This window comes from Pelagibacterium montanilacus (assembly GCF_003992665.1).
GTDB lineage: Bacteria > Pseudomonadota > Alphaproteobacteria > Rhizobiales > Devosiaceae > Pelagibacterium > Pelagibacterium montanilacus.
Map to the genome: position 1 here is coordinate 1 of NZ_RZMX01000009.1, position 21655 is coordinate 21655.

The 21655-nt window shown below is 66.5% G+C and carries 21 protein-coding genes and 1 tRNA gene; 14 read left to right on the top strand and 8 right to left on the bottom strand.

The genetic code is table 11. From position 1 onward, the window contains the following. Positions 1-126 precede the first annotated feature (126 nt). The 3 genes from EO136_RS03415 to EO136_RS03425 are packed head-to-tail and all read left to right on the top strand — an operon-like array spanning position 127 to position 2947. Positions 127-642, top strand: a complete 516-nt coding sequence (locus EO136_RS03415; protein WP_127143078.1) for a DUF3489 domain-containing protein — start codon at positions 127-129, stop codon at positions 640-642. 5 nt (positions 643-647) lie between these two features. Further along, positions 648-1148 (top strand): DUF2924 domain-containing protein, encoded by a 501-nt coding sequence (locus EO136_RS03420; protein WP_127143079.1) that lies wholly within the window; start codon positions 648-650, stop codon positions 1146-1148. After that, on the top strand, positions 1145-2947 hold the full coding sequence (locus EO136_RS03425; protein ID WP_127143080.1) for a recombinase family protein: 1803 nt from the start codon (positions 1145-1147) through the stop codon (positions 2945-2947). The genes EO136_RS03420 and EO136_RS03425 overlap by 4 nt, the downstream gene beginning before the upstream one ends. Before the next feature lie 246 nt (positions 2948-3193). Here the strand turns inward: EO136_RS03425 and EO136_RS03430 are convergent. The 5 genes from EO136_RS03430 to hemC form a co-directional block, all read right to left on the bottom strand. Further along, positions 3194-3269: transfer RNA gene (locus EO136_RS03430), tRNA-Thr, on the bottom strand. Between the two features lie 149 nt (positions 3270-3418). Next, entirely contained in the window at positions 3419-4816 is a 1398-nt protein-coding gene (locus EO136_RS03435) for a heme biosynthesis protein HemY (protein ID WP_127143081.1), read from the bottom strand. Next, the gene (locus tag EO136_RS03440; RefSeq protein WP_127143082.1) at positions 4813-6189 is read right to left on the bottom strand and encodes a COG4223 family protein; all 1377 of its coding nucleotides are present in this window, start codon (positions 6187-6189) and stop codon (positions 4813-4815) included. Before EO136_RS03440 ends, EO136_RS03435 begins: the two co-directional genes overlap by 4 nt. A 73-nt stretch (positions 6190-6262) precedes the next feature. Beyond that, on the bottom strand, positions 6263-7009 hold the full coding sequence (locus EO136_RS03445; RefSeq protein WP_127143083.1) for a uroporphyrinogen-III synthase: 747 nt from the start codon (positions 7007-7009) through the stop codon (positions 6263-6265). A gap of 1 nt (position 7010) precedes the next feature. Continuing rightward, positions 7011-7961 carry a hydroxymethylbilane synthase gene (gene hemC / locus EO136_RS03450; protein WP_127143084.1) on the bottom strand — a complete coding sequence of 317 codons (951 nt, stop codon included), beginning with the start codon at positions 7959-7961 and terminating at the stop codon, positions 7011-7013. Positions 7962-8052: 91 nt separating this feature from the next. Between hemC and tsaD the strand changes: the two genes are divergently transcribed. From tsaD to EO136_RS03470, 4 genes are all read left to right on the top strand, one after another. Further along, entirely contained in the window at positions 8053-9135 is a 1083-nt protein-coding gene (gene tsaD / locus EO136_RS03455) for a tRNA (adenosine(37)-N6)-threonylcarbamoyltransferase complex transferase subunit TsaD (RefSeq protein WP_127143085.1), read from the top strand. Then, on the top strand, positions 9132-10124 hold the full coding sequence (locus tag EO136_RS03460) for an NAD(P)H-dependent glycerol-3-phosphate dehydrogenase (protein WP_127143086.1): 993 nt from the start codon (positions 9132-9134) through the stop codon (positions 10122-10124). Before tsaD ends, EO136_RS03460 begins: the two co-directional genes overlap by 4 nt. A 10-nt stretch (positions 10125-10134) precedes the next feature. After that, positions 10135-10551 (top strand): EVE domain-containing protein, encoded by a 417-nt coding sequence (locus tag EO136_RS03465; protein WP_127143087.1) that lies wholly within the window; start codon positions 10135-10137, stop codon positions 10549-10551. 84 nt (positions 10552-10635) lie between these two features. After that, positions 10636-11049 carry a DUF1761 domain-containing protein gene (locus tag EO136_RS03470; RefSeq protein ID WP_127143088.1) on the top strand — a complete coding sequence of 138 codons (414 nt, stop codon included), beginning with the start codon at positions 10636-10638 and terminating at the stop codon, positions 11047-11049. A 35-nt stretch (positions 11050-11084) separates the two neighbouring features. Here EO136_RS03470 and EO136_RS03475 read toward each other — a convergent pair whose 3' ends face one another. After that, on the bottom strand, positions 11085-11291 hold the full coding sequence (locus EO136_RS03475; RefSeq protein WP_127143089.1) for a DUF1674 domain-containing protein: 207 nt from the start codon (positions 11289-11291) through the stop codon (positions 11085-11087). Positions 11292-11425: 134 nt separating this feature from the next. Between EO136_RS03475 and htpX the strand changes: the two genes are divergently transcribed. The 4 genes from htpX to purH all read left to right on the top strand — a co-directional run bounded on the left by htpX (position 11426) and on the right by purH (position 17146). Further along, positions 11426-12400 carry a zinc metalloprotease HtpX gene (htpX, locus tag EO136_RS03480; protein ID WP_127143124.1) on the top strand — a complete coding sequence of 325 codons (975 nt, stop codon included), beginning with the start codon at positions 11426-11428 and terminating at the stop codon, positions 12398-12400. 91 nt (positions 12401-12491) lie between these two features. Continuing rightward, positions 12492-13727 (top strand): RsmB/NOP family class I SAM-dependent RNA methyltransferase, encoded by a 1236-nt coding sequence (locus tag EO136_RS03485; RefSeq protein ID WP_127143090.1) that lies wholly within the window; start codon positions 12492-12494, stop codon positions 13725-13727. Positions 13728-13819: 92 nt separating this feature from the next. After that, on the top strand, positions 13820-15463 hold the full coding sequence (locus tag EO136_RS03490) for a heparinase II/III family protein (RefSeq protein ID WP_127143091.1): 1644 nt from the start codon (positions 13820-13822) through the stop codon (positions 15461-15463). Positions 15464-15550: 87 nt separating this feature from the next. Beyond that, the gene (gene purH / locus EO136_RS03495; RefSeq protein WP_127143092.1) at positions 15551-17146 is read left to right on the top strand and encodes a bifunctional phosphoribosylaminoimidazolecarboxamide formyltransferase/IMP cyclohydrolase; all 1596 of its coding nucleotides are present in this window, start codon (positions 15551-15553) and stop codon (positions 17144-17146) included. 22 nt (positions 17147-17168) lie between these two features. On the opposite strand, the gene EO136_RS03500 is transcribed toward purH, so the two are convergent. Beyond that, the gene (locus EO136_RS03500) at positions 17169-18389 is read right to left on the bottom strand and encodes an amidohydrolase family protein (RefSeq protein ID WP_127143093.1); all 1221 of its coding nucleotides are present in this window, start codon (positions 18387-18389) and stop codon (positions 17169-17171) included. A 120-nt stretch (positions 18390-18509) separates the two neighbouring features. Between EO136_RS03500 and EO136_RS03505 the strand changes: the two genes are divergently transcribed. Then, positions 18510-18941: a nuclear transport factor 2 family protein gene (locus tag EO136_RS03505; RefSeq protein WP_127143094.1), complete on the top strand. Its 432-nt coding sequence runs from the start codon at positions 18510-18512 to the stop codon at positions 18939-18941. 25 nt (positions 18942-18966) lie between these two features. Here EO136_RS03505 and EO136_RS03510 read toward each other — a convergent pair whose 3' ends face one another. Beyond that, positions 18967-19731 carry a GntR family transcriptional regulator gene (locus tag EO136_RS03510; RefSeq protein ID WP_127143095.1) on the bottom strand — a complete coding sequence of 255 codons (765 nt, stop codon included), beginning with the start codon at positions 19729-19731 and terminating at the stop codon, positions 18967-18969. 262 nt (positions 19732-19993) lie between these two features. Here EO136_RS03510 and EO136_RS03515 point away from each other — a divergent pair, with 262 nt between their 5' ends. Both EO136_RS03515 and EO136_RS03520 read left to right on the top strand, forming a co-directional pair. Further along, on the top strand, positions 19994-20875 hold the full coding sequence (locus EO136_RS03515; RefSeq protein WP_127143125.1) for an ABC transporter ATP-binding protein: 882 nt from the start codon (positions 19994-19996) through the stop codon (positions 20873-20875). Continuing rightward, on the top strand, positions 20872-21642 hold the full coding sequence (locus tag EO136_RS03520) for an ABC transporter permease (RefSeq protein WP_127143096.1): 771 nt from the start codon (positions 20872-20874) through the stop codon (positions 21640-21642). Before EO136_RS03515 ends, EO136_RS03520 begins: the two co-directional genes overlap by 4 nt. The last annotated feature ends 13 nt before the right edge of the window (positions 21643-21655 follow it).

A 21655-nucleotide genomic window follows, 5' to 3' on the forward strand; every position in this document is an offset into this window, starting at 1 on the left:
CGGCAAGCATTGGTGAGGGTGCTGCGGCGGGGAGAGGCTGCAGTGGGCTGTGTGCCTGGCCTGGTGCCGGGCTTGCCCTGGTAGCGGCGCGGGATCGTCCCGCAGCTGAGGCAAGGGAGCCAAGCGATGACGCACACAATCAACCAGACGCGCGAAGATCAGAACGAGCCCAAGACTGCGGCCGAAGAGCAGATTGGTGTCGGTGAGGCCAGTCAGCTGGCGCGCGCGACCGACACTCAACAAAAGCCAGCCGAGCGCGATGCGGACGACGCTGTCGCTGGTGAGGGAACCGAGCAGGCTGCGGGACCAGGGCCCGAGGCGAAGGCAGCAGAAGCGCCTGATAGCCGCGTTCCCCAGCCCGGCGCATCCCATGACGTCACCCGGCGGTCGGGTCCAGTGAAGGCAGTGGGGGCATCTGCCAGCCCGCGCATCTCCAAGTCCGAGGCGGCGCTCAAACACCTGCGCCGCAAGTCCGGCGCCTCGCTCGCCGAGCTGCAAGAGACGACCGGCTGGCAGGTCCACTCGGTGCGCGGCTTTCTTTCGGGTACGGTCAGAAAGAAGATGGCCCTCGAGCTTTCCAGCGAGGTCACCAAACAGGGCGTCCGACGTTATCACGTCAACGTCGATGCGAAAGCGGTGTGAGCGCCATGCGCGCCTCGGACCAATTGGAGCAGGAGGTCGCGGCCATCGGCGCCCTCTCACGCGAAGACCTCATCGCCCGATGGAAGAAGGCCTTTGGCTGTGCGCCGCCCAAGGGGATCAACAGGCCGCTTTTGGAACGCTCGGCTGCTTGGCATCTACAGGCCGGCAAGCTCGGTGGACTGTCCTCATCGGCGAGAGTTGCGCTTGGGACCAGGGGAAAAGGGGGAGCACGGACCAGGCAGCGCTTTGGAAAGGCTGATAGCGGGAAGGCTCGACAGGGTGCAGATGCGATGTCGGCCTCTGATGGCGCACCCGATCGCAAGGCCAAGACGCCGGCTCCTTCGGTCGGCACGCGGCTGATGCGCGAGTGGAACGGGCGCATGCATGTGGTGGACGTGACCGACCAGGGCATCGTGTTCGACGGGCGGGTCTATGGTTCGCTCAGCGCAGTCGCCAAGCGCATCACCGGCGCGCACTGGTCGGGCCCGAGGTTCTTTGGACTATGAGCGCCCCTCCACACCTGCGCTGTGCCATCTATACCCGGAAGTCTACCGAGGACGGGCTCGAGCAGGAGTTCAACTCCCTCGATGCCCAGCGTGAAGCCTGCGAGGCCTATATCGTCTCGCAGGGCTCGCTCGGTTGGCGCCTGCTCGCTGACCGCTATGATGATGGCGGCATATCGGGGGGCACGATGGAGCGCCCCGGTCTCAAGCGCCTGCTTGCCGACCTGAGGGATGGAAAGGTCGATGTGGTGGTGGTCTACAAGATCGATCGGCTGACCCGGTCGCTTTTCGACTTCGCGCGGCTCGTGGACATCTTAGATGGCGCCAAGGCCTCGTTCGTGTCCGTCACCCAGCAGTTCAACACCACGACCTCCATGGGCAGGCTGACGCTGAACGTCCTGCTTTCGTTCGCCCAGTTCGAGCGGGAGGTTACCGCCGAGCGTATCCGCGACAAGATCGCTGCCTCCAAGCGCAAGGGCATGTGGATGGGAGGCGCCGTCCCCTTGGGCTATCGCGCAAAAGACCGCAAGCTCAGAATCGATGAGGGCGAAGCGACGATCGTGCGCTATCTCTTTGGCCGCTATCTTGAACTGGGGTCGGTGCGCGCGCTGGTGGCCGAGGCCAATGCCGAGCGCTTTCCGGCGAGAAGATGCCCAGATCGCAAGGGTGCAGCTTTGGCGGATGCAGATACCAGCACAGCAAGCGAGAGACAGGAAGGCCAAGACGGTCAGGTAAGATCAATCGCAATCGCTGTGAGCGAAGCTGACCCCGATCCGCAGGTCCGCACCTTCAGCCGGGGCCATCTCTATCACCTGCTTTCCAATCCGATCTATATCGGCAAGGTCAGGCACAAGGGCGTCATCCACCAAGGCGAGCATGCGGCGATCATCGAGCCCGAGACGTTTGCGCGGGCCGAACGCCTGCTCGCCACTCAGGCTCCGGCTCGAAAATCTGCCACCAACGCAACCGATCTGCATCTACTGACCGGTCTCATCCATGACGAGAACGGCACCAGGCTTCGGTCCGTCCACACCAGGCGGGGCGATATGCGCTATCGCTACTATGTCTCCAAAGCGCTCGTTGAGGAGCGCGGGCGCAGCGATGAGCGCGGCTGGCGACTGCCGGCGCGGGAGATCGAACAGGCGTTCGAGATGAACCTGCTAGGCCTCTTCACCGACCCCCGGCGGCTGGCCAACCTCGTTGAGGGCCGCATTCCCGCCGCGAGCATTCCGGCTCTGATCAAAGAGGCTTCAAAGTTGGCTTTGACCTATCGTCAAGCCAGCCCGCAAGATAAGCGCGCGACGATCCGCACGCTCATCACTCGGATTGAGCTCACCGCGGCGCGGATGGTCATCCTGATCGACACGATGGCGCTGGCTGCTGCGCTGGGCCACCAGCCTGGGAACGCCGACCGGTCCACAGCCTCATCTCGCGACGGTATCGACATCGGGTGCCCCATTGCCCTGCGCCGCCGTGGCAAGGAAACACGGATCGTTCTCTCGGAGAAAAGCCAGCGCACCGCGGCGCCGGATGCAACGCTGATCGGGTTGATCCGGAGAGCCCATCACTATCTCACGCAATTGACCGATGGCTCGGGCCGGACCATCAGCGACATCGCTTCGGTCAACAACGTCGATCGATCGGACGTAGGGCGTGCGCTGCGCCTGGCCTTCCTGGCCCCTTCGATCGTCGACAAGATTATCGCCGGCACCCAGCCGGCCGATCTCACCGCCCACAAGCTCTCCCGGCTTGCCGAGTTGCCCGCATCCTGGGCCGAGCAGCAGAAGCTGTTCGAAACCTGAAGCGGACAAAATGGCCCGGCGCAATCCAGCGCCCTTCCTGCCATCACCATCCATCATATCCCCAAACATGGGGACGTCGGGACCGGCCCGGAGAGACTGGCGCCCCAATACCGACGTCCCGCCCCAGGCGTCTCTGTCCAACGCCGCGTCTCTGATGGACCACCCCCTGCCAAATCCCCGTAACACCACAGTTATTGGGGATCCAAGTAGTGCTTGGCGAGAGAGAACCGTGGAGCGGGGAAAGTATGGTGCCGCTTACGTGACTCGAACACGTGACCCCATCATTACGAATGATGTGCTCTACCAACTGAGCTAAAGCGGCACTCGGGACGGTCGCGGGCGGGCCGCGATGTCGTTCACTGCGCCTTTTACTGGCGCACTGTGGTTCGCGCAAGCCCCGGGACGCGTTCGGGTGTCGGTTTCCTTTCCTCACCCGCCATCGCGCCGGGCTCTCTGTTTCCCCTACGCATTTCAGGAGCGCTCTGGCGTGTCCGGGCCGGGGTGGGGAGCCGACGCGAGGGCCTGAGGCATGGCCTCGGCTGCGGGCGGGGCGGTGTCGCTGTCCTGCTCTATGGCCTTGACGGGGCGCGAGGTGACAGGCGATTTCCACTCGAAGGCATCGAGCCGGCCGGTTTCGGGGGAAACCGGTGCCCATTCATCGAGCGCCAGGCCGTCCGCCGTCCATACGGGATCGCGCGGCGCATCGACCGCCCGGGCGAGCCATTGCCTCGCCCGGCCCTGATCACCCGACTGGCCCTCCTCGATCTCGGCCATCAGGACGCATACCGTCTGTGTGGGGTCCTTGGCGGCGTGTGGGGCCAGTGCGTTGCGTGCCGTCGCCCATTCATAGGCGTCGATGGCGGCACGGGCCAGAACGATCGCGGCAGCGCGGTCCTCGGTGCGGTCCGAAAGAAGCGCGCGGGCGCGGTCGAGCCGGTCGAGCGCCGAGGCCCCGGGCTGGACATGGACATAAAGGTTGGCCGCATCGGGATGGCCCGTGGACTGCCAGGTGCGCTTGAGCAGGCGGGAGGCCTTCTTGGTGTCTGCCTTGTTGATATAAACGCGCGCCGCGATCAGGGCCGGGGGTACGAAATCGGGCAGGAGCTTGAGTGCCGACTTGGCGTGCTCGAGCGCGGAGTCCGGATCGGATGTCTCGCGGGATCGGGCGAGGGCGGCGTGGAGTACGCCGCGCCGTCTCTGGCCGGCGGCTTTCTGGCCCCTTGTGCGGGCCGGCAGGCGCTCGGCCATCTCGAGGGCTTCGGTCCATTCCTCGCGCCCGGTAAGATCGTCGAACACCGCTCGCGAGGCCCAGTCGAGATCGGGGGCGAGGGTCAATGCCTTGCGCGCGAAAGCGATCGCGGCGGTAGGGCGGGCCTGGAGGCGCGCCTGCTCGTAGAGCCCAGAGAGCGCTGCCAGCGCCGTCTTGTCGTCGGCAAGCAGCGCGCGATAGCGCTCACGCGCTTCGCCCATGGCGCCAAGGGCGAGCTGGGCGCGCGCTTCGAGCAGCCGGGCCGCGGCGTTGTCAGGAAGCTTGGACTGCGCGTCCCTGGCGAGGGTCCGGGCGCGGGCGTGGTCCCCGGCTTCGAGCGCGATCAGCCCGTCGGAGAGGGCATCGAGCCCGGCGGTAAACCGGCGCTTTTCGTTCCGGCGCGCGATGGCGTCGGGCAGCCCGATCACCCGGCGCACAAGCCCCCACAGCACGATGGCAAACCCGATGAGGAGGACGAGCGCAAAGATTGCCGCCCCGAGGCTGGGCTGGAGCCTGTAGGTGCCCACATCGATCGAGACGGTGCCCGGCAGGGCGATCAGCCAGGCCGAGAAGGCCGCGACGAGAAGGCTGGCGAGAAGGTAGACAATAAGACGGGTCATTGGCCATTCTCCCCGGCCTGCCGGCGCAGTTGATCGAGCAGGGCCCGGGCTGCGAGCCGGTCGGCGAGCAACTTCCGTGTGCCCGCGGCGGCCTCGAGCATGGGCTCGGGAAAGGTTTCGATCGCGTCGAGGGCACGGGCAAAATCGCCGGTTTCGAGCGCGCGTTCGGTCCGGGCGATCAGGGCGTCGGGTGTATCCCCGCTCAGGTCACCGGCCGGCCGCAGGGCGATGGCGGCGCCTGCCTGATCGGCGAGCCGGCGCAGCCAGCCGGCCTCCTCGTCGAGCGGACGTGAAGAGAGGATTTCGGGCAGCTCGGTCTCGAAGGTTTCCATGATATCGGTCGGCTGCGGCGCCCCGCTTGTGGAAAGGGTTCGTATATCCGGAGCGATGGTGAGTTCCGGATAGGCGTCCTGGACGCGTCCAAGCAGGGAGCTGAAGGGCTCGCCGGTGTCCAGAGCGGTTTCCATCTCCGCCAGAAGTCCGGGAATGGCCGCAAAGCGGTCCCGCTCGGCCTGGGCCTCCTCGATCGCGGGCTGATCATCGATGGCGGTTTCGAGCGCAGCGATGCGGGGCTCGAGAGATGCCAGGCGGTCCTGGAAATCGGTGCGCAGCTCGGTCAGCGCGGAGCCCAACGTGTCAGCATCCTCCCCGCCGGCGCCGGCGGCGACGGCCTCGACCCGGTCCGCGAGCGCGCCGAGCCGGTCTTCGAGGTCGTTCACGGCCTGTGTGGAGACCGGTTCCTGACCTTCCATCTCGCTCATCCCGGCTTCAAGGCGCGCGATCCGCTCCTCGAGCCCCGCAAGCCCGTCGCCCGCGTCTGCGCTGCGATCGACGGCCTGGAGCGCGATGCCCTCGATCTCGGCCATGCGGTTTTCGATCTCGGTCGGATCGAAGCTGTCCTCGGCTATGGGAAGCATCCCCCAAAGGGCGAGGCCATAAACGATGATGGCGCCGCCCAGGGCGCCTGCGCCGGCGGTGAGCGCCATGGCGGGCAGGCTGGTGGTAGACGAACGCTGGGGATCGGCTGTGCTGGCCGGAGGCTTGCCGGTCGTTGCGCCTTCTGGTCCGGCCTTGCCGGACCCGGACGCAGCGGCGGGGCGGGTGGAGGCATCGCCTGGAGTTGCGGTGTCTTTGGCCGGGGTGCCGGAGGGCTTGGTCGGTTTGCTCGCCGGAGACGCGGCGGGTTCGGCCCCGCGGGCCTGCTCGGGGGTGGGGCCGGATTTGTTCGCGGCCGCGGAACCGGCCTTGGGCTCCGGCTTGCCGTTCTCACGCGCGTCGGCTTGCTTGTGCTTTTCGGCCTTCTGCTTTTCCGCCTCGCGCGCCTTGAGGTCGAGAACGGGTGGCTTGACCGGTCCGCTCTTGTCGTCCGTCATGTGAGATGCCTTGCGTGTTCGGTGTCGGTGTGCAGCGATGGGGCCGCCTCGGATTCGATACGATCGGGGGTCATCATGCCTCGATTTGCTCGCGGGCAAAAGCCAAGGCCAGGACAAGCATGGCTTCGGCGTCGGGCGCGTCGGCGAGGGAAATACGGGTGAAGTGCCGCGCAACCAGCGGTTCGGCGCACGTCTCGGAGATGCACAGGGCTTCGAGATCGGCCCGAGTGGCGGCAAATTCAGGGTCCGCACAGAGCCCCGAAAAGACCTCTGCGGTGCGCCGTGAATAGAATAGGGCGCCCGCGATGGTGCCCTCGTGCAGGCGCTCGGCAACGTCCTGAGGCATCTGGGTTGTGGCGACCATCTCGTAGAGAACGCGTGTCTCGACCACCCGGTCGTGCGGCGCCATCAGACCGGCCAGGTCGCCGCTGCGGTGGTGGGCCGCCGGGTACAAAATCGTGCCTGGTGGCGCGGCCCTTCCCATCAGTTCGGCCAGATCGGCGAGGGTGCCTCGCGCGCTCGTCACTTTGGAAAACCCTGCCTGCCGGCATTCATGAGCGCTGGCGTCCCCGACCGTGAACACGGGCAGGTCGACAAAATCCTGATGCTGACCACTGGCTACGAGGAAGCGGACCGCATTGGCGCTGGTGATCGCGATCGCGCCCAGGGTTCGGTCAAGAGGCATGGTCGCATGCGGGATCGCGCGGGCTTCGAGCATGGGGGCCAGAACCGGCTCTATGCCCAGCGCGTCGAGGTGGTCGGCCAGACGGTCTGCGTCCGGCTGAGGCCGCGTAACGAGCAGGGCAGGGCGCCGGGCCATCTCAGTGCCCCCGGCGCAGGGAATCGATGAAATCCTTGCCGGCGCGCGAAATCAGCGTCTCGCCCAGCTCCTGTCCGAGGCGCTCGGCATCGGCCGTGGGCCCCGAGACTTCGTCTTCAAAGCTCGCGCTGCCGTCCGGCGCAAGGATCTGGCCAAAAAGGGTCAGCGTCTCGCCATCGAGAGTGGAAAGCGCGGCGATCGGGGTCTTGCACGACCCGTCCAGCGTCGCAAGAAACGCGCGCTCTGCGGCCACGCGCAGCGCGGTGGGCGGGTGATCGAGCGCTTCCACGAGCGTGCGGACCCGTGTGTCACCGGTGCGCGTCTCGATGCAGATGGCGCCCTGGGCCGGCGCCGGCGCGAAGGCTGGCCCATCGAGAACCAGCGTGGCCCGATGCGCTTCGCCCAGCCGGTTGAGACCGGCCAGCGCCAGAAGGGTCGCATCGGCAACGCCGTCGGCGAGCTTGCGCAGCCTCGTGGCCACATTGCCCCTGAACATCACCACCTTGAAATCGGACCGGAAGCGCTTGAACTGGGCAGCCCGGCGCAGCGAGGCGGTGCCGATGCGGGCGCCCTCGGGCAGATGGTCGGGGCTGCGGGCGATCAGGGAAATGAACGCGTCGCGCACATCCTCGCGCTCGAGAAAGGCGGAGAGCTCGAGCCCGTCGGGAAGGGAGGTGTGCATGTCCTTGCCCGAATGGACCGCGAGGTCGATTTCGCCATCGACCAGCGCCTGCTCGATCTCCTTTATGAACAGGCCCTTGCCGCCGACTTCCGAAAGCGGCCGGTCCAAAATGATGTCGCCGCTGGTCTTGATGACCCGGATCGCGATCGCTTCGCGGGCCATGCCATGGGCCGCGCACAGCCGGTCGCGCACCTCATGGGCCTGGGCCAGCGCCAGGGGCGATCCGCGGGTTCCGATGGTGAGTTCGGCGGTTTGGGTGGAAGATTGCAATGCGCCCCCGTCCTGCTATGAGTGCTTGAAAGCTCAACGCGGCAGCCCTGATTTGCGTTGCCGCAGGTTCTTATTCAACAGACCATATTCGATGGCCAGAGACCAGATCGACGCAAGCGTGCACCTTGTTCTCGGGATCGAGACCTCTTGCGACGAGACCGCGGCGGCCGTCGTCCGCCGGCATTGCGATGGCACCGGGGAGATCGTTTCGAACATCGTGCGCAGCCAGATCGCCGAGCATTCCGCCTATGGCGGGGTGGTGCCGGAACTGGCGGCGCGCTCCCATATAGCCCATCTCGATGCAATCGTCATCGCCGCACTCGATGAGGCCGGAATCGGGACCGGCGCGCTTTCGGCGGTGGCGGCGACCGCGGGCCCGGGACTGATCGGCGGGGTTCTGGTCGGCCTGACCACGGCGAAAGGCATCGCCGCGGCAAGCGGCAAACCGCTGATTGCGGTCAATCACCTTGAGGGTCACGCGCTCACCGCGCGGCTGACCGATGGGCTGGACTTCCCCTATCTTTTGCTTCTGGTCTCGGGCGGGCATTCCCAATTCCTCCTCGTGCGGGGGGTGGGGGACTACGAGCGCTGGGGCACCACGATCGACGACGCGCTTGGCGAAGCCTTCGACAAGGCCGCCAAGCTCATGGATCTGGGCTATCCCGGCGGGCCCGAGGTGGAGCGCCGGGCCGGGTCCGGCGATCCCGCGCGGTTCAGATTACCCAGACCCTTGCTGTCCGAGCGGCGCCTGGATTTCTCCTTTTCCGGGCTCAAGACCGCCCTGCGGCTGGCTGCGGAAGCCATAGAACCGGTAAACGAGACCGATATCGCGGATCTATGCGCGAGCTTCCAGGCGGCGATCGTGGATATTCTGTCTTCGCGCAGTGCCGATGCGCTGGAGCGGTTTTCAAAGGCGTGTCCGGACGCGCCCCCCACGCTGGTGGTGGCCGGCGGGGTGGCGGCCAACCGGGCGATCGCCAAAGCCCTCGAAGGTGTCTGCGATGGCGCGGGAGCGCGGCTCGTGGTGCCGCCAGCGGCCTTGTGCGCCGACAATGGCGCCATGATCGCCTGGGCCGGTGCCGAGCGGCTGGTTCTGGGGCGGACCGACCGGCTCGACGCGCCCGCCCGCCCGCGCTGGCCGCTGGACGAGCCCGGGATGAGGATAGCCTCTTGAGCGCGCATGTCTTTGTCATCGGGGCCGGGGCGTGGGGCACCGCGCTCGGCCAGGCCGCAGCGGCGGCGGGAAATGCCGTGACCATCGTGGGCCGGGACGCCGAGGGGGTGGCCGGCATCAACCGCGATCACCGTCTCAAGCGCTATCTCGGTGACATTGCCCTTGATCCCTCGATCAGGGCCCAGACGGACTTGACCGGGCTCGACGACGCAAACCTCATCCTGCTGGCGGTGCCCGCCCAGGCGAGCCGGGCGATGCTCGGCGCGATCGGGCCGGGGGTTCTGGACCGCAAGCCCGTGGTGCTCTGCGCCAAGGGGCTCGAGCGCGAGACCAATCTGCGCCAGAGCGAAGTTCTCGCCCAATGCGCGCCCAGGGCCGAGCCCTTCGTTCTTTCGGGTCCCAGCTTTGCCCATGACGTGGCGCGCGGACGGCCAACAGCGATCACGCTCGCCGGTTCCAAGGCCTCGCGGGCGGAATCGATCGCCACTGCGCTCGCGAGCGGCAGCTTCCGCCCCTATGCCAGCGGCGATGTTGTGGGGGTCGAGACCTGCGGGGCGCTCAAGAACGTCTACGCGCTGGGTGCCGGGGCGATCGAGGGCGCGGGGCTCGGGCTTTCGGCGCGTTCGGCTTTCCTTGCGCGGGCGTTCGCCGAGCTTGGCCGCCTCGTCGCGGCGGTGGGCGGGCGCGAGGCGACCCTTGGCGGGCTAGCCGGGATCGGGGATCTGGCGCTGAGCTGCACGTCGGGCCAGTCGCGCAACTTCTCGTTCGGCATGGCGCTGGGGCGGGGCGAGACCCGTGACCAGATCGCGGCCTCCGGCGTGGGGCTTGCCGAAGGGGTGCTCACCGCGCCCGTCGCCCTTGCGCTGGCGCGGGCCCATAAGGTCGATGCGCCGCTTATCGAGGCGGTCAATATGCTGGTTTCGGGGCGGGCCCGGATCGACTCCATCGTGCCCATGCTCATGGCGCGGCCGCTCAAGAGGGAAGAATAGGAGCAACATCATGGCCTACTGGCTGTTCAAATCCGAGCCCGAGACCTGGGGGTGGGACGACCAGGTCAAGAAGGGCGCGCCCGAGGAGTGGAACGGGGTGCGCAACTATCAGGCCCGCAACAACATGCGGGAGATGAAGGTCGGCGATCTCGGGTTCTTCTACCACTCGGTCAAGGAAAAGGCGGTGGTGGGGATCGTCCGGGTCGCGGTGGAAATCCATCCGGACTCCACGACCGACGATCATCGCTGGGAGTGCGTGGATATCGAGGCGGTGCGCCCGTTCGGGCGCCGGGTGACGCTCGATGACATCAAGGCCAATCCCGATCTCTCGGAGATGGTTCTGGTCAACAATTCAAGGCTTTCGGTGCAACCGGTCTCGAAACGGGAATGGGAGATCGTCTGCCGTATGGGGGGCGTCGAGCCCTGACCGCACCTCTGGTCACCGCGACTTGCCGGGCGTAGGATTGCGCAGCTAGGGCGCTCAGCGCGCCGACCGGGGGAGGATCACAAGATGGATGGATTCGGGATCAACTGGCTGGCTGTCGTGCTGGCGATGGTTGCGTCCATGGCGCTGGGCGCGGCCTGGTATATGGGGCTCTCCAGGCAGTGGGTCGCGGCAACCGGCAAGTCTCAAGGCCAGATCATGGCCGGTTCCGGCGGCCCTGTCGTCCCGCTGCTTTGGGGCGCGGCGTGCCAGCTGGTGATGGCCGGTTTCCTGGCGTTTCTGACCCCGGCGGTGTTCGGGGAAACCTCGGTTTACGCGGCGGTGCGGCTCGGGGTGATGCTCTGGGCGGGGTTCATCATGACCTCGATGGTGCTCAACCATCGCTACCAGGGGCACACATGGTCGCTCGCGGTGATCGACGGGGGCTATCTGCTGGGGGTGATGATCGTCCAGGGCGTGGTGATCGGCGTACTGGGATAGCGCCCGATCACGCGATGATATGACGCCAAGAGACGTTAGAAGTCGCTTGTAAGGCCCTTGATCTCCCAATCGCCGTAGCGGGCGGGATCGAGACCGCCCCGGCCGGAGATTTCCGCTGGGCGCGCCTCGATCGCCGCGTCGATTTCGGCCCGGCGCGCTTCAGCTTCGGCGCGCGCCTTGCGGGCGGTCTCGGGATCGGGGCGTCTGGCGGAGAAGGCTTTCGCCTTGGACGGTTCGGTCATGGGGAGTCTCACGGACAGGATCGGGAACAGGGGCTCATGACAAAGAGTTTAGACTGCGCACTCTTGTGCGGGCTCCAAGCTGTATCCATCTTGATGCCACGAAACGTCCCAACGAGCGAGTCCGTACGACGATGATGAACGCCATGCGCACTTCAATCCTTCTTGCCGGCATGACCGCGCTGTTCATGGGCGTGGGCTTTCTGGTCGGCGGCACGGGCGGCATGATGATCGCGCTGGTGGTGGCGGTCGGCATGAACGCCTTTGCGTTCTTCAATTCCGACAAGATGGTGCTCTCGATGCAGGGGGCCCGCGAGATCGACGAGCGCAGCGCGCCCGAACTCTTTTCCATGACCCGCCGGCTCGCCGAGCGGGCGGAACTGCCCATGCCTCGGCTCTACCTGATCGATACCGACCAGCCCAACGCCTTTGCGACCGGGCCGACGCCCGAGCGCGGCGTGGTTGCGGTGACTCGGGGGCTGGTGAGCCAACTCACTCCCGATGAAGTTGCCGCAGTGATCGCCCACGAGCTGGCCCATATCAAGAACCGCGACACTCTCACCATGACGATCACCGCGACGCTCGCGGGTGCGGTGTCCATGCTGGCCCAGTTCGGCCTGTTTTTTGGCGGGCGCGACAACGACTCCCCGGTCGGCCTGGTGGGGACCATCGCCATGGTTCTGCTGGCGCCGATCGCCGCCGCGCTCGTCCAGATGGCGGTCAGCCGGACCCGTGAATATGAGGCCGACAAGGTGGGCGCCGCGATCTGCGGGGACCCCATGGCGCTGGCCAGTGCGCTGGGCAAGATCAGCCAGATGGCCAAGCGCCAGCACAACATGCAGGCCGAACGGGCTCCGGCCATGGCCCATATGTATATCGCAAACCCGCTTTCGGGCGCGCGCATGGACAATCTGTTTGCCACCCACCCCGATCCGGCCAATCGCATCGCCGCGCTCGAGGCCATGGCCGAGAACCCGGACATCGTGGGCGGTGGATTTTCCGCGCCCCGACGTGTAGAGCCGTCTCCGGCCCGGTCGCGTTCGACCCCGGGCTGGCGGACGCCGGGCACCCGGCCGCGTTCCGGCCCCAGCCAACCGGGTCCCTGGGGATGATCCGATAGCCACGACCCAACGACACAAGCTGTCCCGCACACCATCGATCGGCCTCGAGCCCCGGCTCGAGGCTGCATCGCGTCTGAGCGAAGTGCTGCGCGGCGCGCCGTTCGTGCCCTTCGGCGCCGAGCGTTTTCCCGACGGGCGCGATCGGGCGCTGGCCAACAGGCTGGTGACCGTGGCGCTGCGCCGGCACGGTCACATCTCCGCGGTTCTCGATGCCATGCTCGACAAGGGCCTGCCCGGACGCTCTGGCGTGCTGGAAGCCGCCCTGCGGATCGGGATCGCGCAATTGCTGTTCATCGAGGATGTGCCGGCCCATTCGGCGGTGCACCTGGCGGTGGAAACCGTGCGCGCCGACCGGCGCGCGGGGCGGTTCGACAAGCTGGCCAATGCGGTGCTGCGCGGGGCCGACCGCAGGCGCGAGGAATTTACCGCCCAGCCCGAGATCGCCACTCTGCCGCCCCGGCGCGCAGAGCGTTGGGCCGACCAGTATGGCGCGGACGCACCGGCGGCGTTTGCGCGGGCGCTTTTGGCGGGTGCGCCGCTCGATCTGACGTTCAGGGCAGACGATCCCGAACTGGTCGCGCGCCTGGGCGCAACGCCGCTCCTGGGCCGGTCGGTGCGTGTGCCGGTGCGCGATGCGGCGGTTCACGACCTGGCCGGCTTTGCCGAAGGCCAATGGTGGGTGCAGGATGTCGCCGCGACCCTGCCGGCCCTGCTGCTGGGCGCGAAGCCCGGCATGCGCGTGGTCGATCTGTGCGCAGCGCCCGGAGGCAAGACCGCGCAATTGGCGGCGCTGGGGGGAGAGGTGACGGCCATCGATCTCGACCCTGCGCGGCTCGAGCGCCTTGCTTCCAATCTCGACCGGCTGGGACTCAAGGCCCGTCTCGAGACCGCGGACGTTCTGACCTATCGGCCCGAGGCGCCCTTCGATGCGGTGCTTCTCGATGCGCCATGCTCGGCGACGGGCACGTTCCGGCGTCATCCCGAAGTGCTCCTCAACCGCACCGATGCAGGAATAGCCGACCGGGTCGGGCTGCAGCGCGAGATGATCGGAGCCGCCCACGGGATGCTCGCGCCCGGCGGGGTGCTGGTCTATTGCGTGTGCTCGCTTGAGGCCAGTGAGGGCGAGGAGCAGATGGGCTGGGCGCTGGAGACCTTCCCCGATCTGGCACTTTCCCCGGTCACGGCCGACGAGCTCCATGGCTGGGCCGCGCCGATCACACGGGAAGGGGCGGTGCGCACCACACCGGCTCTGGCGCTTCCCGGGGCTGTCGAGGGGGGCATGGACGGGTTCTTCGCTGCGCGTTTCATCAAGCGCTGAAGCAAACCCGGGAAAACCGGTTTCAGCTTTTGTGGTTCATGACCGCTTGATGATAGTTTCGCGAACGTGATTGTCCATCGGGAAACAAGACCTTGCTCGATCTCTGGCGCTACGTTGTGAAAAAGGGCGCGTTCGTTGCCGCCGATCGCGTAGTGACGAGTCCGCTGTTTTCCTGGACCTGGTCGGGCAGCGATGCCCCGTCCTTTGTGGGACGGCTGACCGAGTTTCGGCCCACCGACAGCCATTCGGTCATCGAGATGATGGATGGCAAATATCTGTTGGCCGGACATCTGGTCGACACGGGTGGCGCGTCCCCGTTTTCGGTGGATACCGACGCGCGCAACTGGCTCGACCACCTGCATGGCTTTGCCTGGCTGCGCCATTTCCGCGAGCTGTCCGATCCCGGCCAGCGCCGCTTCGCGCGCACTCTGGTGCTCGACTGGCTTGGCCGGCACGGGGATTTCGAGCGCGAGACCTGGGCGGTGCCGATCGCCTCCAAGCGCGTCCTGAACTGGCTCAAGAACCACACCCTTCTGGTCGAAGGCGCCACGACCGACGAGGTGCGCGCCATCAACCGCTCTCTGGGCACCCAGATCCAGTCGATCAAGGCGCGCGTCGAGCTGGCGTGCGAGCCCTTCGACAGGCTGATGGCGCGCATCGCGCTTCTGGGCGCATCCATGTGCCTTGCCACCGAAGAGGCCGAAGTGCCCGGGCTCGTGGCCCAGCTCGAGGCGGAACTGGCGCGCCAGACCGATGAGGACGGGCTGCACCTGTCGCGCAACCCCTATTTCCAGCTCCAGGCGCTTGGCGAACTGATTCCGGTCAACAGGCTTCTGGGCCTGCGCCAGCCCGAGCATGTGCGCGAGATCGCCGCCTCTGTCGAGCGGATGCACCGGGCCTTCGAGCGCCTGGTGCTGGGCACGCGCGAGCCGGTCTATATGAACGGCTGCGGACAGGTGCCCGTGGGCATGGTGCTGTCAGTGCTGGCCCAGTCGAGCGCGCGCACCGACCAGTCGGTGATCTCGAGCGGATATGGTGTGCTCGTGGACGGGGAGGGCCGGGTGGTCGCCGATGGAGGCAAGGTCCCTCCGCTGGCCCATTCGGGGACGGCCCATGCCGGGGCTCTGAGTTTCGAATACAGCTGCGGGGGCAGCTTCATTGTGGGAAATTGCGGCCCGGCGCCGTCCCAGCTTCCTGAATCCCACACCCTGTTCCGGCACGGCTCGGCCCATTGTGCGCCCACCATCGACGATCTCTCGGCCGCCGAGCTGGGTGGCGGGCTGTTCATCGCCGACCGGTTGCGGCCACGGAGCGCAGACCCCACGCTCAGCCTCGATCGGAGCGACAACGTGCTCGAGATGCGCACAGCCGGATACGCCGAGCGCTACGGGCTCGATCTGGTGCGCAGGCTGACCCTGATGGGAGGCGGCCATACCCTGGCGGGACAGGATTTCTTCGTGGCCAACGGGGATACGGCCAAGATTCCGGGCGCATTCTCGATCCGGTTCCATCTCGGTCCGGGTGTCGCGCCCGAGATCGATCCGGCTGCCGCGCTGATCCGGATGCGCCACAGGAATGGGGAGCAGTGGTCGTTTCTCTGGGAGGGGGCCGAGGCGCGGATCGAGGAAAGCGTTCGCCACTCGGCCTATTACGGGCTGATGCGGACCTTCCAGATCGTCCTGAGCGGGGTCGCGGCGCCCGGCGCCGAGGCGGCCTGGGTGATCACCCGGCAATAGACCCGGGTGCGGCGGAAGGTTCCCTAGACCTTCCAGACGTGCTAGCCACGCGCCGATCCCGGCATTACCCGCACAAAGGACAGGGCCATGGCTTTGAGTGAAACACGCGGCATCAGGCGTGCCCTGCTTTCGGTCTCCGACAAGACCGGCATCATCGATTTCGCCCGGGCGCTCTCGGGCCATGGCATCGAGATCGTTTCTACCGGAGGGACGCGCAAGGCGCTGACCGATGCCGGTATCGCGGTCATAGACATCTCGGAAGTGACCGGGTTCCCCGAGATCATGGACGGGCGTGTCAAGACGCTGCATCCGAGCGTGCATGGGGCGCTTCTGGGCGTGCGCGACAATCCGGCCCACACCAGCGCCATGCGCATCCACGGGATTTCCCCGATCGATCTGGTGGTGGTCAATCTCTATCCCTTCGCCAGGACCGTGCGCGCGGGCGCTGATTACGACACCATCATCGAGAACATCGATATCGGCGGGCCCGCGATGATCCGGGCGGCGGCAAAGAACCATGCCGATGTGACCGTCGTGGTCGATCCGGCCGATTACGACGCCGTGCTCGAGGAGATCGGGAGCCATGGGGAAGTCTCCTACGAGGCCCGCCAGCAGCTCGCCGCCAAGGCCTATGGCAGGACCTCGGCCTATGATTCGGCCATTTCCGCCTGGTTCGCGCGCACGCTGGACTGCGAGGACGGGCCCAAATGGCGCAGCGTTGCGGGCGTGTTGCGCCAGACCATGCGCTATGGGGAAAACCCCCATCAATGGGCGGCCTTTTATGCGGACGGCTCGGAGCGGGCAGGCGTGGCCACGGCCGAGCAGGTCCAGGGTAAGGTGCTGTCCTACAACAACATCAACGACACCGACGCCGCGTTCGAGCTGGTGGCCGAGTTCGATCCCAACGCCACTGCCGCGGTGGCGATCATCAAACACGCCAATCCGAGCGGCGTGGGGCTGGGGGCCACCCTTGCGACCGCCTATCAGGGGGCGCTGGCCTGCGATCCGGTAAGCGCATTTGGCGGCATCGTGGCGCTCAACCGCACGATCGATGCGGAAGTGGCCGCCGAGATCGTCAAGCTGTTCACCGAAGTGGTGATCGCCCCCGATGCAACCGCGGACGCCCGCGCGATATTCGAGGGCAAGAAGAATTTGCGGCTGCTTTTGACCGGCGGGCTGCCCGACCCCAAGGCGGACGGGGTGAGCGTGCGCACGGTGGCCGGCGGCATGCTGGTGCAGTCACGCGACAACCGGAGCGCCGAGGATTGCGCGCTCAAGGTGGTGACCCGCCGCGCGCCCACCGAGACGGAGATGGCCGATCTGATGGTCGCCGCCAAGGTGGCCAAGCACGTCAAGTCCAACGCCATCGTCTATGCCCGCAACGGGGCGACTGTGGGGATCGGCGCGGGCCAGATGAGCCGGGTGGATTCCGCGCGCATCGCCCATTCCAAATCCCGCGATGCGGCAAAAGCCGCAGGAATCGAGGGCGCGTTGACCCAAGGCTCGGTCGTGGCGTCAGACGCGTTCTTCCCGTTTGCCGACGGGCTTGAGGCGCTGATCGAAGCGGGGGCGACCGCGGTGATCCAGCCGGGCGGCTCGATCCGTGACGAGGAGGTGATCGCCGCCGCCGATGCAGCGGGGCTCGCCATGGTGTTTACCGGCATGCGCCACTTCCGCCACTGACCGGCAGAACAGGCGAGACGCGCTAGGGTGCCATGAGCTCCGGCCGGGCGCGGGCAAAGGTCTTCCTGCCGCGCTTGAGCGCAAAGAGCGGCATGGCGAGCGCGCCGAGCGCCTCGATCTGGTCGGGCGCGTCAAGGACCACCAGATCGGCCACGGCGCCCACTCTCGTGCCGTAGTCGGGCAGGTTGAGCAGCCGGGCGGGGCTGGTCGTTATGAGGTCGAGCACCTGGGCGAACCGGTCGGGGCCCGCGTGGCAGACATTGGCGTAAAGATTGGCCATGCGCAGCAGCGAGAAATCGCCGAAGGGCGTAAAGGGGTTGAGGACGTTGTTGGTGGCGATCGAGCAGCACACGCCCCCCTCAGCCAGCCGGTGGACCGGGGCGACCCCGCGCGGCACGTTTTCGGTATGGTCCCGGCCCATGAGGTAAAGATCGGTCGCGGGCAGGGCGGTCACCGCCACGCCGGCATCGGCAAGGCGCGCCATGACTTGTGCCAGTGGAGCGGGCGCGAGCGCGGAGAGCTTGGTGGCATGGCCGACCGCCACCCGCCCGCCGCGCTCGCGCGCCCGGGTTTCGGCCAGAACCGCATCGAGGTGCATCCAGCCGGGGTCGAGATCGAAGTCGAGATGAAAGTCGATATCGATGTCGAAGCGCTCGGCGAGATCGAAGATGCGGGCCACATGAGCGTGGGGATCGGAATCGGTATAGGGGCATCCGCCGACCAGATCGGCGCCCCCTTCTAGCGCCATGACCATCAGCTCATCGGTGCCGGGATTGTTGAGAAGGCCCTCCTGGGGGAAGACGCAGATCGAAAGGTCGAGGGCCCAGCGGTAATCGTCCCGAAGCTGGCGGATGGCCTCGAACGCGCGCAGGCCGATGACGGGGTCGATCTCAACATGGGTGCGCATGTGCGTGGTGCCCTGGACGATGGCCATCTCGAGACACCGGGCGCCGCGGGCATAGACATCCTCGGCGGTGAACCCCGCCTTGAGCCTGGAAATCGCGGCGATGGCGCCGGCGAGCGCGCCGTGGCGGTGGTCGCTGCGCCCGAGCAGGCAGGCCTTGTCGAGGTGCACATGGGTGTCGCAAAAGCCCGGGAGGACGAGGCGCCCTTCCAGATTCTCGATGCGCGCGTCGGCTGTTATCCGTCGTTCGATGGCCGCGATCGACTGGCCCGAAATGCCGATGTCCCAAAGGCCATCGCGGTCGCGCAGATGCGCGTTGCGGACGATCAGATCGATCATGGACAGGAACTCCCTTGATTGGGCATGCAAGGTTCGCATACACTTTTGAGACACTATTGCATTCAGTTGAAGCAAATTCCAGTGCGCCAGAGGCGCGCTGCACCAAGAAGGGATCATGAGATGTCCGCAGCCGACACCGTGAGCGCCGACGCCGATCGGCTGGAGGATCCGGATGCCGAAGTGGTCCGGCTCTATCTCGAGGCGTCGATGATCCCCGATCCCGAGGGCGCGGCGCGTTATATCGCGGACGATTTCGTGGTCACCTTCACCGGGGGGCGGGATTACGACAGCCCGCAGGGGCCCACGGGGTTTAACGCGGCGCGCTACCAATGGGTCAAAAAGGATATGCGGCGCTTCGATGTGGCCAAGTCGGACACCGAGACCGTGGTCTACAGCATCGGTACACTCTATGGCGCGTGGATCGACGGCACGCCTTTCAAGGACAACCGTTATGTTGACCGGTTCGTCGTCCGGGACGGGAAAATCGTCAAGATGGACGTCTGGAACGACAGCGCCGAATGGATCCTCGATCCGTCCGTTGCGCGGCGCTGAGCCTCGGTCCGTGCACGCGGAGTGCTCAGCGTTTTGTGCGGCGCGGGCGGGCGGGGGACCCGGCGGCTTCCTCGGCATAGGGGGCGAGGATGTCCATGAGGTCGCGGCTGCGCGCTTCGGGCGCCACCAGCAGCGCCCGCTCGGCGACATCCTCGAGATGGGTGCTCATCAGCCGCATGGCGTTCTCGGAATCCCCGGCGATCAGCGCGTCGATGATTTCGCTGTGTTCGCTGACGGCGCATTCCGATGAATGGGGCCGGCTGAACGCCGAGAGCATCAGCCCGCAGCGATAGGACACCTCGTTGACATAGCGGGTCAGGATCGACTTGCCGGTCATTTCCGCTAGAAGAACGTGGAACTCGGTGGCAAGGCGGATCGAGGTCGCCTCGCTGCCCCCCCGCGCCGCCTGTTCGGCCTCGACATGGGCGCGCAACTGAGCGATCTGGTCGGGCTCGAGCCGGCCGGCCAGCGCCTTGACCACGAGACGCTCCAACTCGATCCGGATATCGAAGGTGTCGCGCGCCTCTTCCATGGATGGGGTTGCGACGACGGCTATGCGGTTGCGCCGCAGATCGACCAGGCCCTCTGAGCCGAGCTGTCCCAGCGCGTGGCGCGCTATGGTGCGGCTGACGCCGAAGCGCTCGCCCAGCGCATCCTCGGGCAGCCGGTCCCCCGGGCGCAGCGCGCGCTCGACGATGGCGCGGCGGATAGCCCGGCAGATCGTGCCCGCCTTGTCCTCGCCTGCGCCCCCCAAGGTGCGGGTCTTGCCCGTTGCTGTGCTGCCGGCCATGTACGCCCCCTTTGCGGCCCCGAGCCTCGTGATTAGCCATCGAGCCGCGGTTTTTCAATCGCCTATGCGCGCTCTGGAGCGCTTTGGTCGCCTAATTTGAATCCAGTCCGATGCCCAAACGATGTGCAATTGACGATGGTGCCTCGGTTTTGCCCGCTTGCCGGCTGGCCGCCCTGGACGGCGCAGGCCCGGAAAACCGGGATTTCGCCGCCGAGCCCAGCGATTGGCATCATGATTGCATGCACTATTGGTCATGAACAGTATGCAAACATCATCGCCCCTATCAGGTGTTCCGCAAACGGACGCAAAGGCTGCGCCCGGATCGGGCTTTCCTGCCGTCGAGTTGTCGCAGGCCAGTGTCACGTTCGGCCAGGGCGACCAGCAGGTGCCGGCCCTTTCGGAAACCTCGCTCAAGATTGCCGATGGCGAGTTTCTCGCCCTCGTGGGCCCTTCCGGATGCGGAAAATCGACGATCCTGAAACTGACCGCGGGGCTGATCCGGCCCACGAGCGGTGCGGTGATCGTGGGTGGCCGGGAGGTCGAGGCCAAGGCGCTGCGGATCGGGATGGCTTTCCAGAACCCCACCATGCTGCCCTGGCTGACGATCGAGAAGAACGTCATGATGCCGCTCAAGATCGTGCGGCCGTTCCGCCAGCAGTTCCACGCCAAGAAAAAGACCGAGTTTCGCGACCGCGTGCATGCGCTGCTCGAAGATGTGGGGCTCAAGGGCTTTGCCAATCATTTTCCCTGGCAGTTGTCCGGCGGCATGCTCCAGCGGGCCAATCTGTGCCGCGCGCTGGTGCACGAGCCGCGCCTGCTGCTCCTGGACGAGCCCTTCGGGGCGCTCGACCAGTTCACCCGCGAGGAGCTTTGGGGGACCCTGCAGGATCTCTGGCTCAAGCTGCGCCCGACCGTCCTGCTGGTCACCCACGATCTCAAGGAGGCGGGCTATCTCGCCGAGCGCATCTGCGTGATGAGCGCGCGCCCGGGCCGCATCCTCGATGACAGCGCGATCGAGCTGCCGCGTCCGCGCACCATCGAGATGACCTTCGAGCCCGGGTTCGTTGAGCTCAACCAGCGCCTGCGCGGGCTGATCGTCAATGCCCGCGGCGGGGTGCGCCCAAGCCAGGAGTCCCGGACATGAACTATGCCATCAAGCGCCGGGTCTCGGCGGGGGCCCTGATCGTGAGCTTTTTCCTCGTCTGGGAAGTGCTGTGCATCATCCTGGGGGTTTCGGACCTGGTGCTGCCGCGTCCCAGCCAGGTGTTCTATACCCTGTTCACGCGCATGAACGTGCTCTGGCCGCATATGGTCCAGACGCTGGTCACGACCATGATCGGGTTCGCGCTCGGCGTCGCGATCGGTGTGGTGATCGGCGCTGTGATCGGGGTGTCGCGCACCGCCTATGACACCGCCTATCCGCTCCTGATCGGGTTTTCCTCCATCCCCAAGGTGGCGGTGGTCCCGATCTTCGTGCTCTGGTTCGGCTCGGGGACCGTGCCCGCCATCCTCACGGCGATCGTGATCTGCTTTTTCCCCATCGTGGTCAACATCGCCACGGGCCTTGCGACCACCGAGCCCGAGCAGGAGGACGTGCTCAAGGCGCTGGGGGCGAGCAAGCTCGACATTCTCTGGAATGTGGGGCTGCCCCGCACCATGCCGTTCTTTTTCGCCTCGCTCAAGGTCGCGGTGACCTATGCGTTCGTGGGCACCGTGCTCTCGGAGACCGTCGCCTCCAATCGCGGCATCGGCAATGTGATGATGACCGCCTCCTCCAATTTCGATGTGCCGCTCGTCTTTTCGGGCCTGTTCATTCTCGCCGCACTGGGTGTGGCGCTCTACGCCATCTTCTCGGCCATCGAGGGCCGGGTGACGGGCTGGGCAACGCGCAAGAACGAAATCCCAGCCTGATCCGACCGTCATT

What these genes read in the sequence shown, in the direction of transcription:
- EO136_RS03415 (WP_127143078.1), top strand. Translation starts at nt 127, where the DNA reads ATGACGCACACAATCAACCAGACGCGCGAAGATCAGAACGAGCCCAAG.
- EO136_RS03420 (WP_127143079.1), top strand. Translation starts at nt 648, where the DNA reads ATGCGCGCCTCGGACCAATTGGAGCAGGAGGTCGCGGCCATCGGCGCC.
- EO136_RS03425 (WP_127143080.1), top strand. Translation starts at nt 1,145, where the DNA reads ATGAGCGCCCCTCCACACCTGCGCTGTGCCATCTATACCCGGAAGTCT.
- EO136_RS03435 (WP_127143081.1), bottom strand. Translation starts at nt 4,816, where the DNA reads ATGACCCGTCTTATTGTCTACCTTCTCGCCAGCCTTCTCGTCGCGGCC.
- EO136_RS03440 (WP_127143082.1), bottom strand. Translation starts at nt 6,189, where the DNA reads ATGACGGACGACAAGAGCGGACCGGTCAAGCCACCCGTTCTCGACCTC.
- EO136_RS03445 (WP_127143083.1), bottom strand. Translation starts at nt 7,009, where the DNA reads ATGGCCCGGCGCCCTGCCCTGCTCGTTACGCGGCCTCAGCCGGACGCA.
- tsaD (WP_127143085.1), top strand. Translation starts at nt 8,053, where the DNA reads ATGGCCAGAGACCAGATCGACGCAAGCGTGCACCTTGTTCTCGGGATC.
- EO136_RS03465 (WP_127143087.1), top strand. Translation starts at nt 10,135, where the DNA reads ATGGCCTACTGGCTGTTCAAATCCGAGCCCGAGACCTGGGGGTGGGAC.
- EO136_RS03470 (WP_127143088.1), top strand. Translation starts at nt 10,636, where the DNA reads ATGGATGGATTCGGGATCAACTGGCTGGCTGTCGTGCTGGCGATGGTT.
- EO136_RS03475 (WP_127143089.1), bottom strand. Translation starts at nt 11,291, where the DNA reads ATGACCGAACCGTCCAAGGCGAAAGCCTTCTCCGCCAGACGCCCCGAT.
- htpX (WP_127143124.1), top strand. Translation starts at nt 11,426, where the DNA reads ATGAACGCCATGCGCACTTCAATCCTTCTTGCCGGCATGACCGCGCTG.
- purH (WP_127143092.1), top strand. Translation starts at nt 15,551, where the DNA reads ATGGCTTTGAGTGAAACACGCGGCATCAGGCGTGCCCTGCTTTCGGTC.
- EO136_RS03500 (WP_127143093.1), bottom strand. Translation starts at nt 18,389, where the DNA reads ATGATCGATCTGATCGTCCGCAACGCGCATCTGCGCGACCGCGATGGC.
- EO136_RS03505 (WP_127143094.1), top strand. Translation starts at nt 18,510, where the DNA reads ATGTCCGCAGCCGACACCGTGAGCGCCGACGCCGATCGGCTGGAGGAT.
- EO136_RS03510 (WP_127143095.1), bottom strand. Translation starts at nt 19,731, where the DNA reads ATGGCCGGCAGCACAGCAACGGGCAAGACCCGCACCTTGGGGGGCGCA.
- EO136_RS03515 (WP_127143125.1), top strand. Translation starts at nt 19,994, where the DNA reads ATGCAAACATCATCGCCCCTATCAGGTGTTCCGCAAACGGACGCAAAG.
- EO136_RS03520 (WP_127143096.1), top strand. Translation starts at nt 20,872, where the DNA reads ATGAACTATGCCATCAAGCGCCGGGTCTCGGCGGGGGCCCTGATCGTG.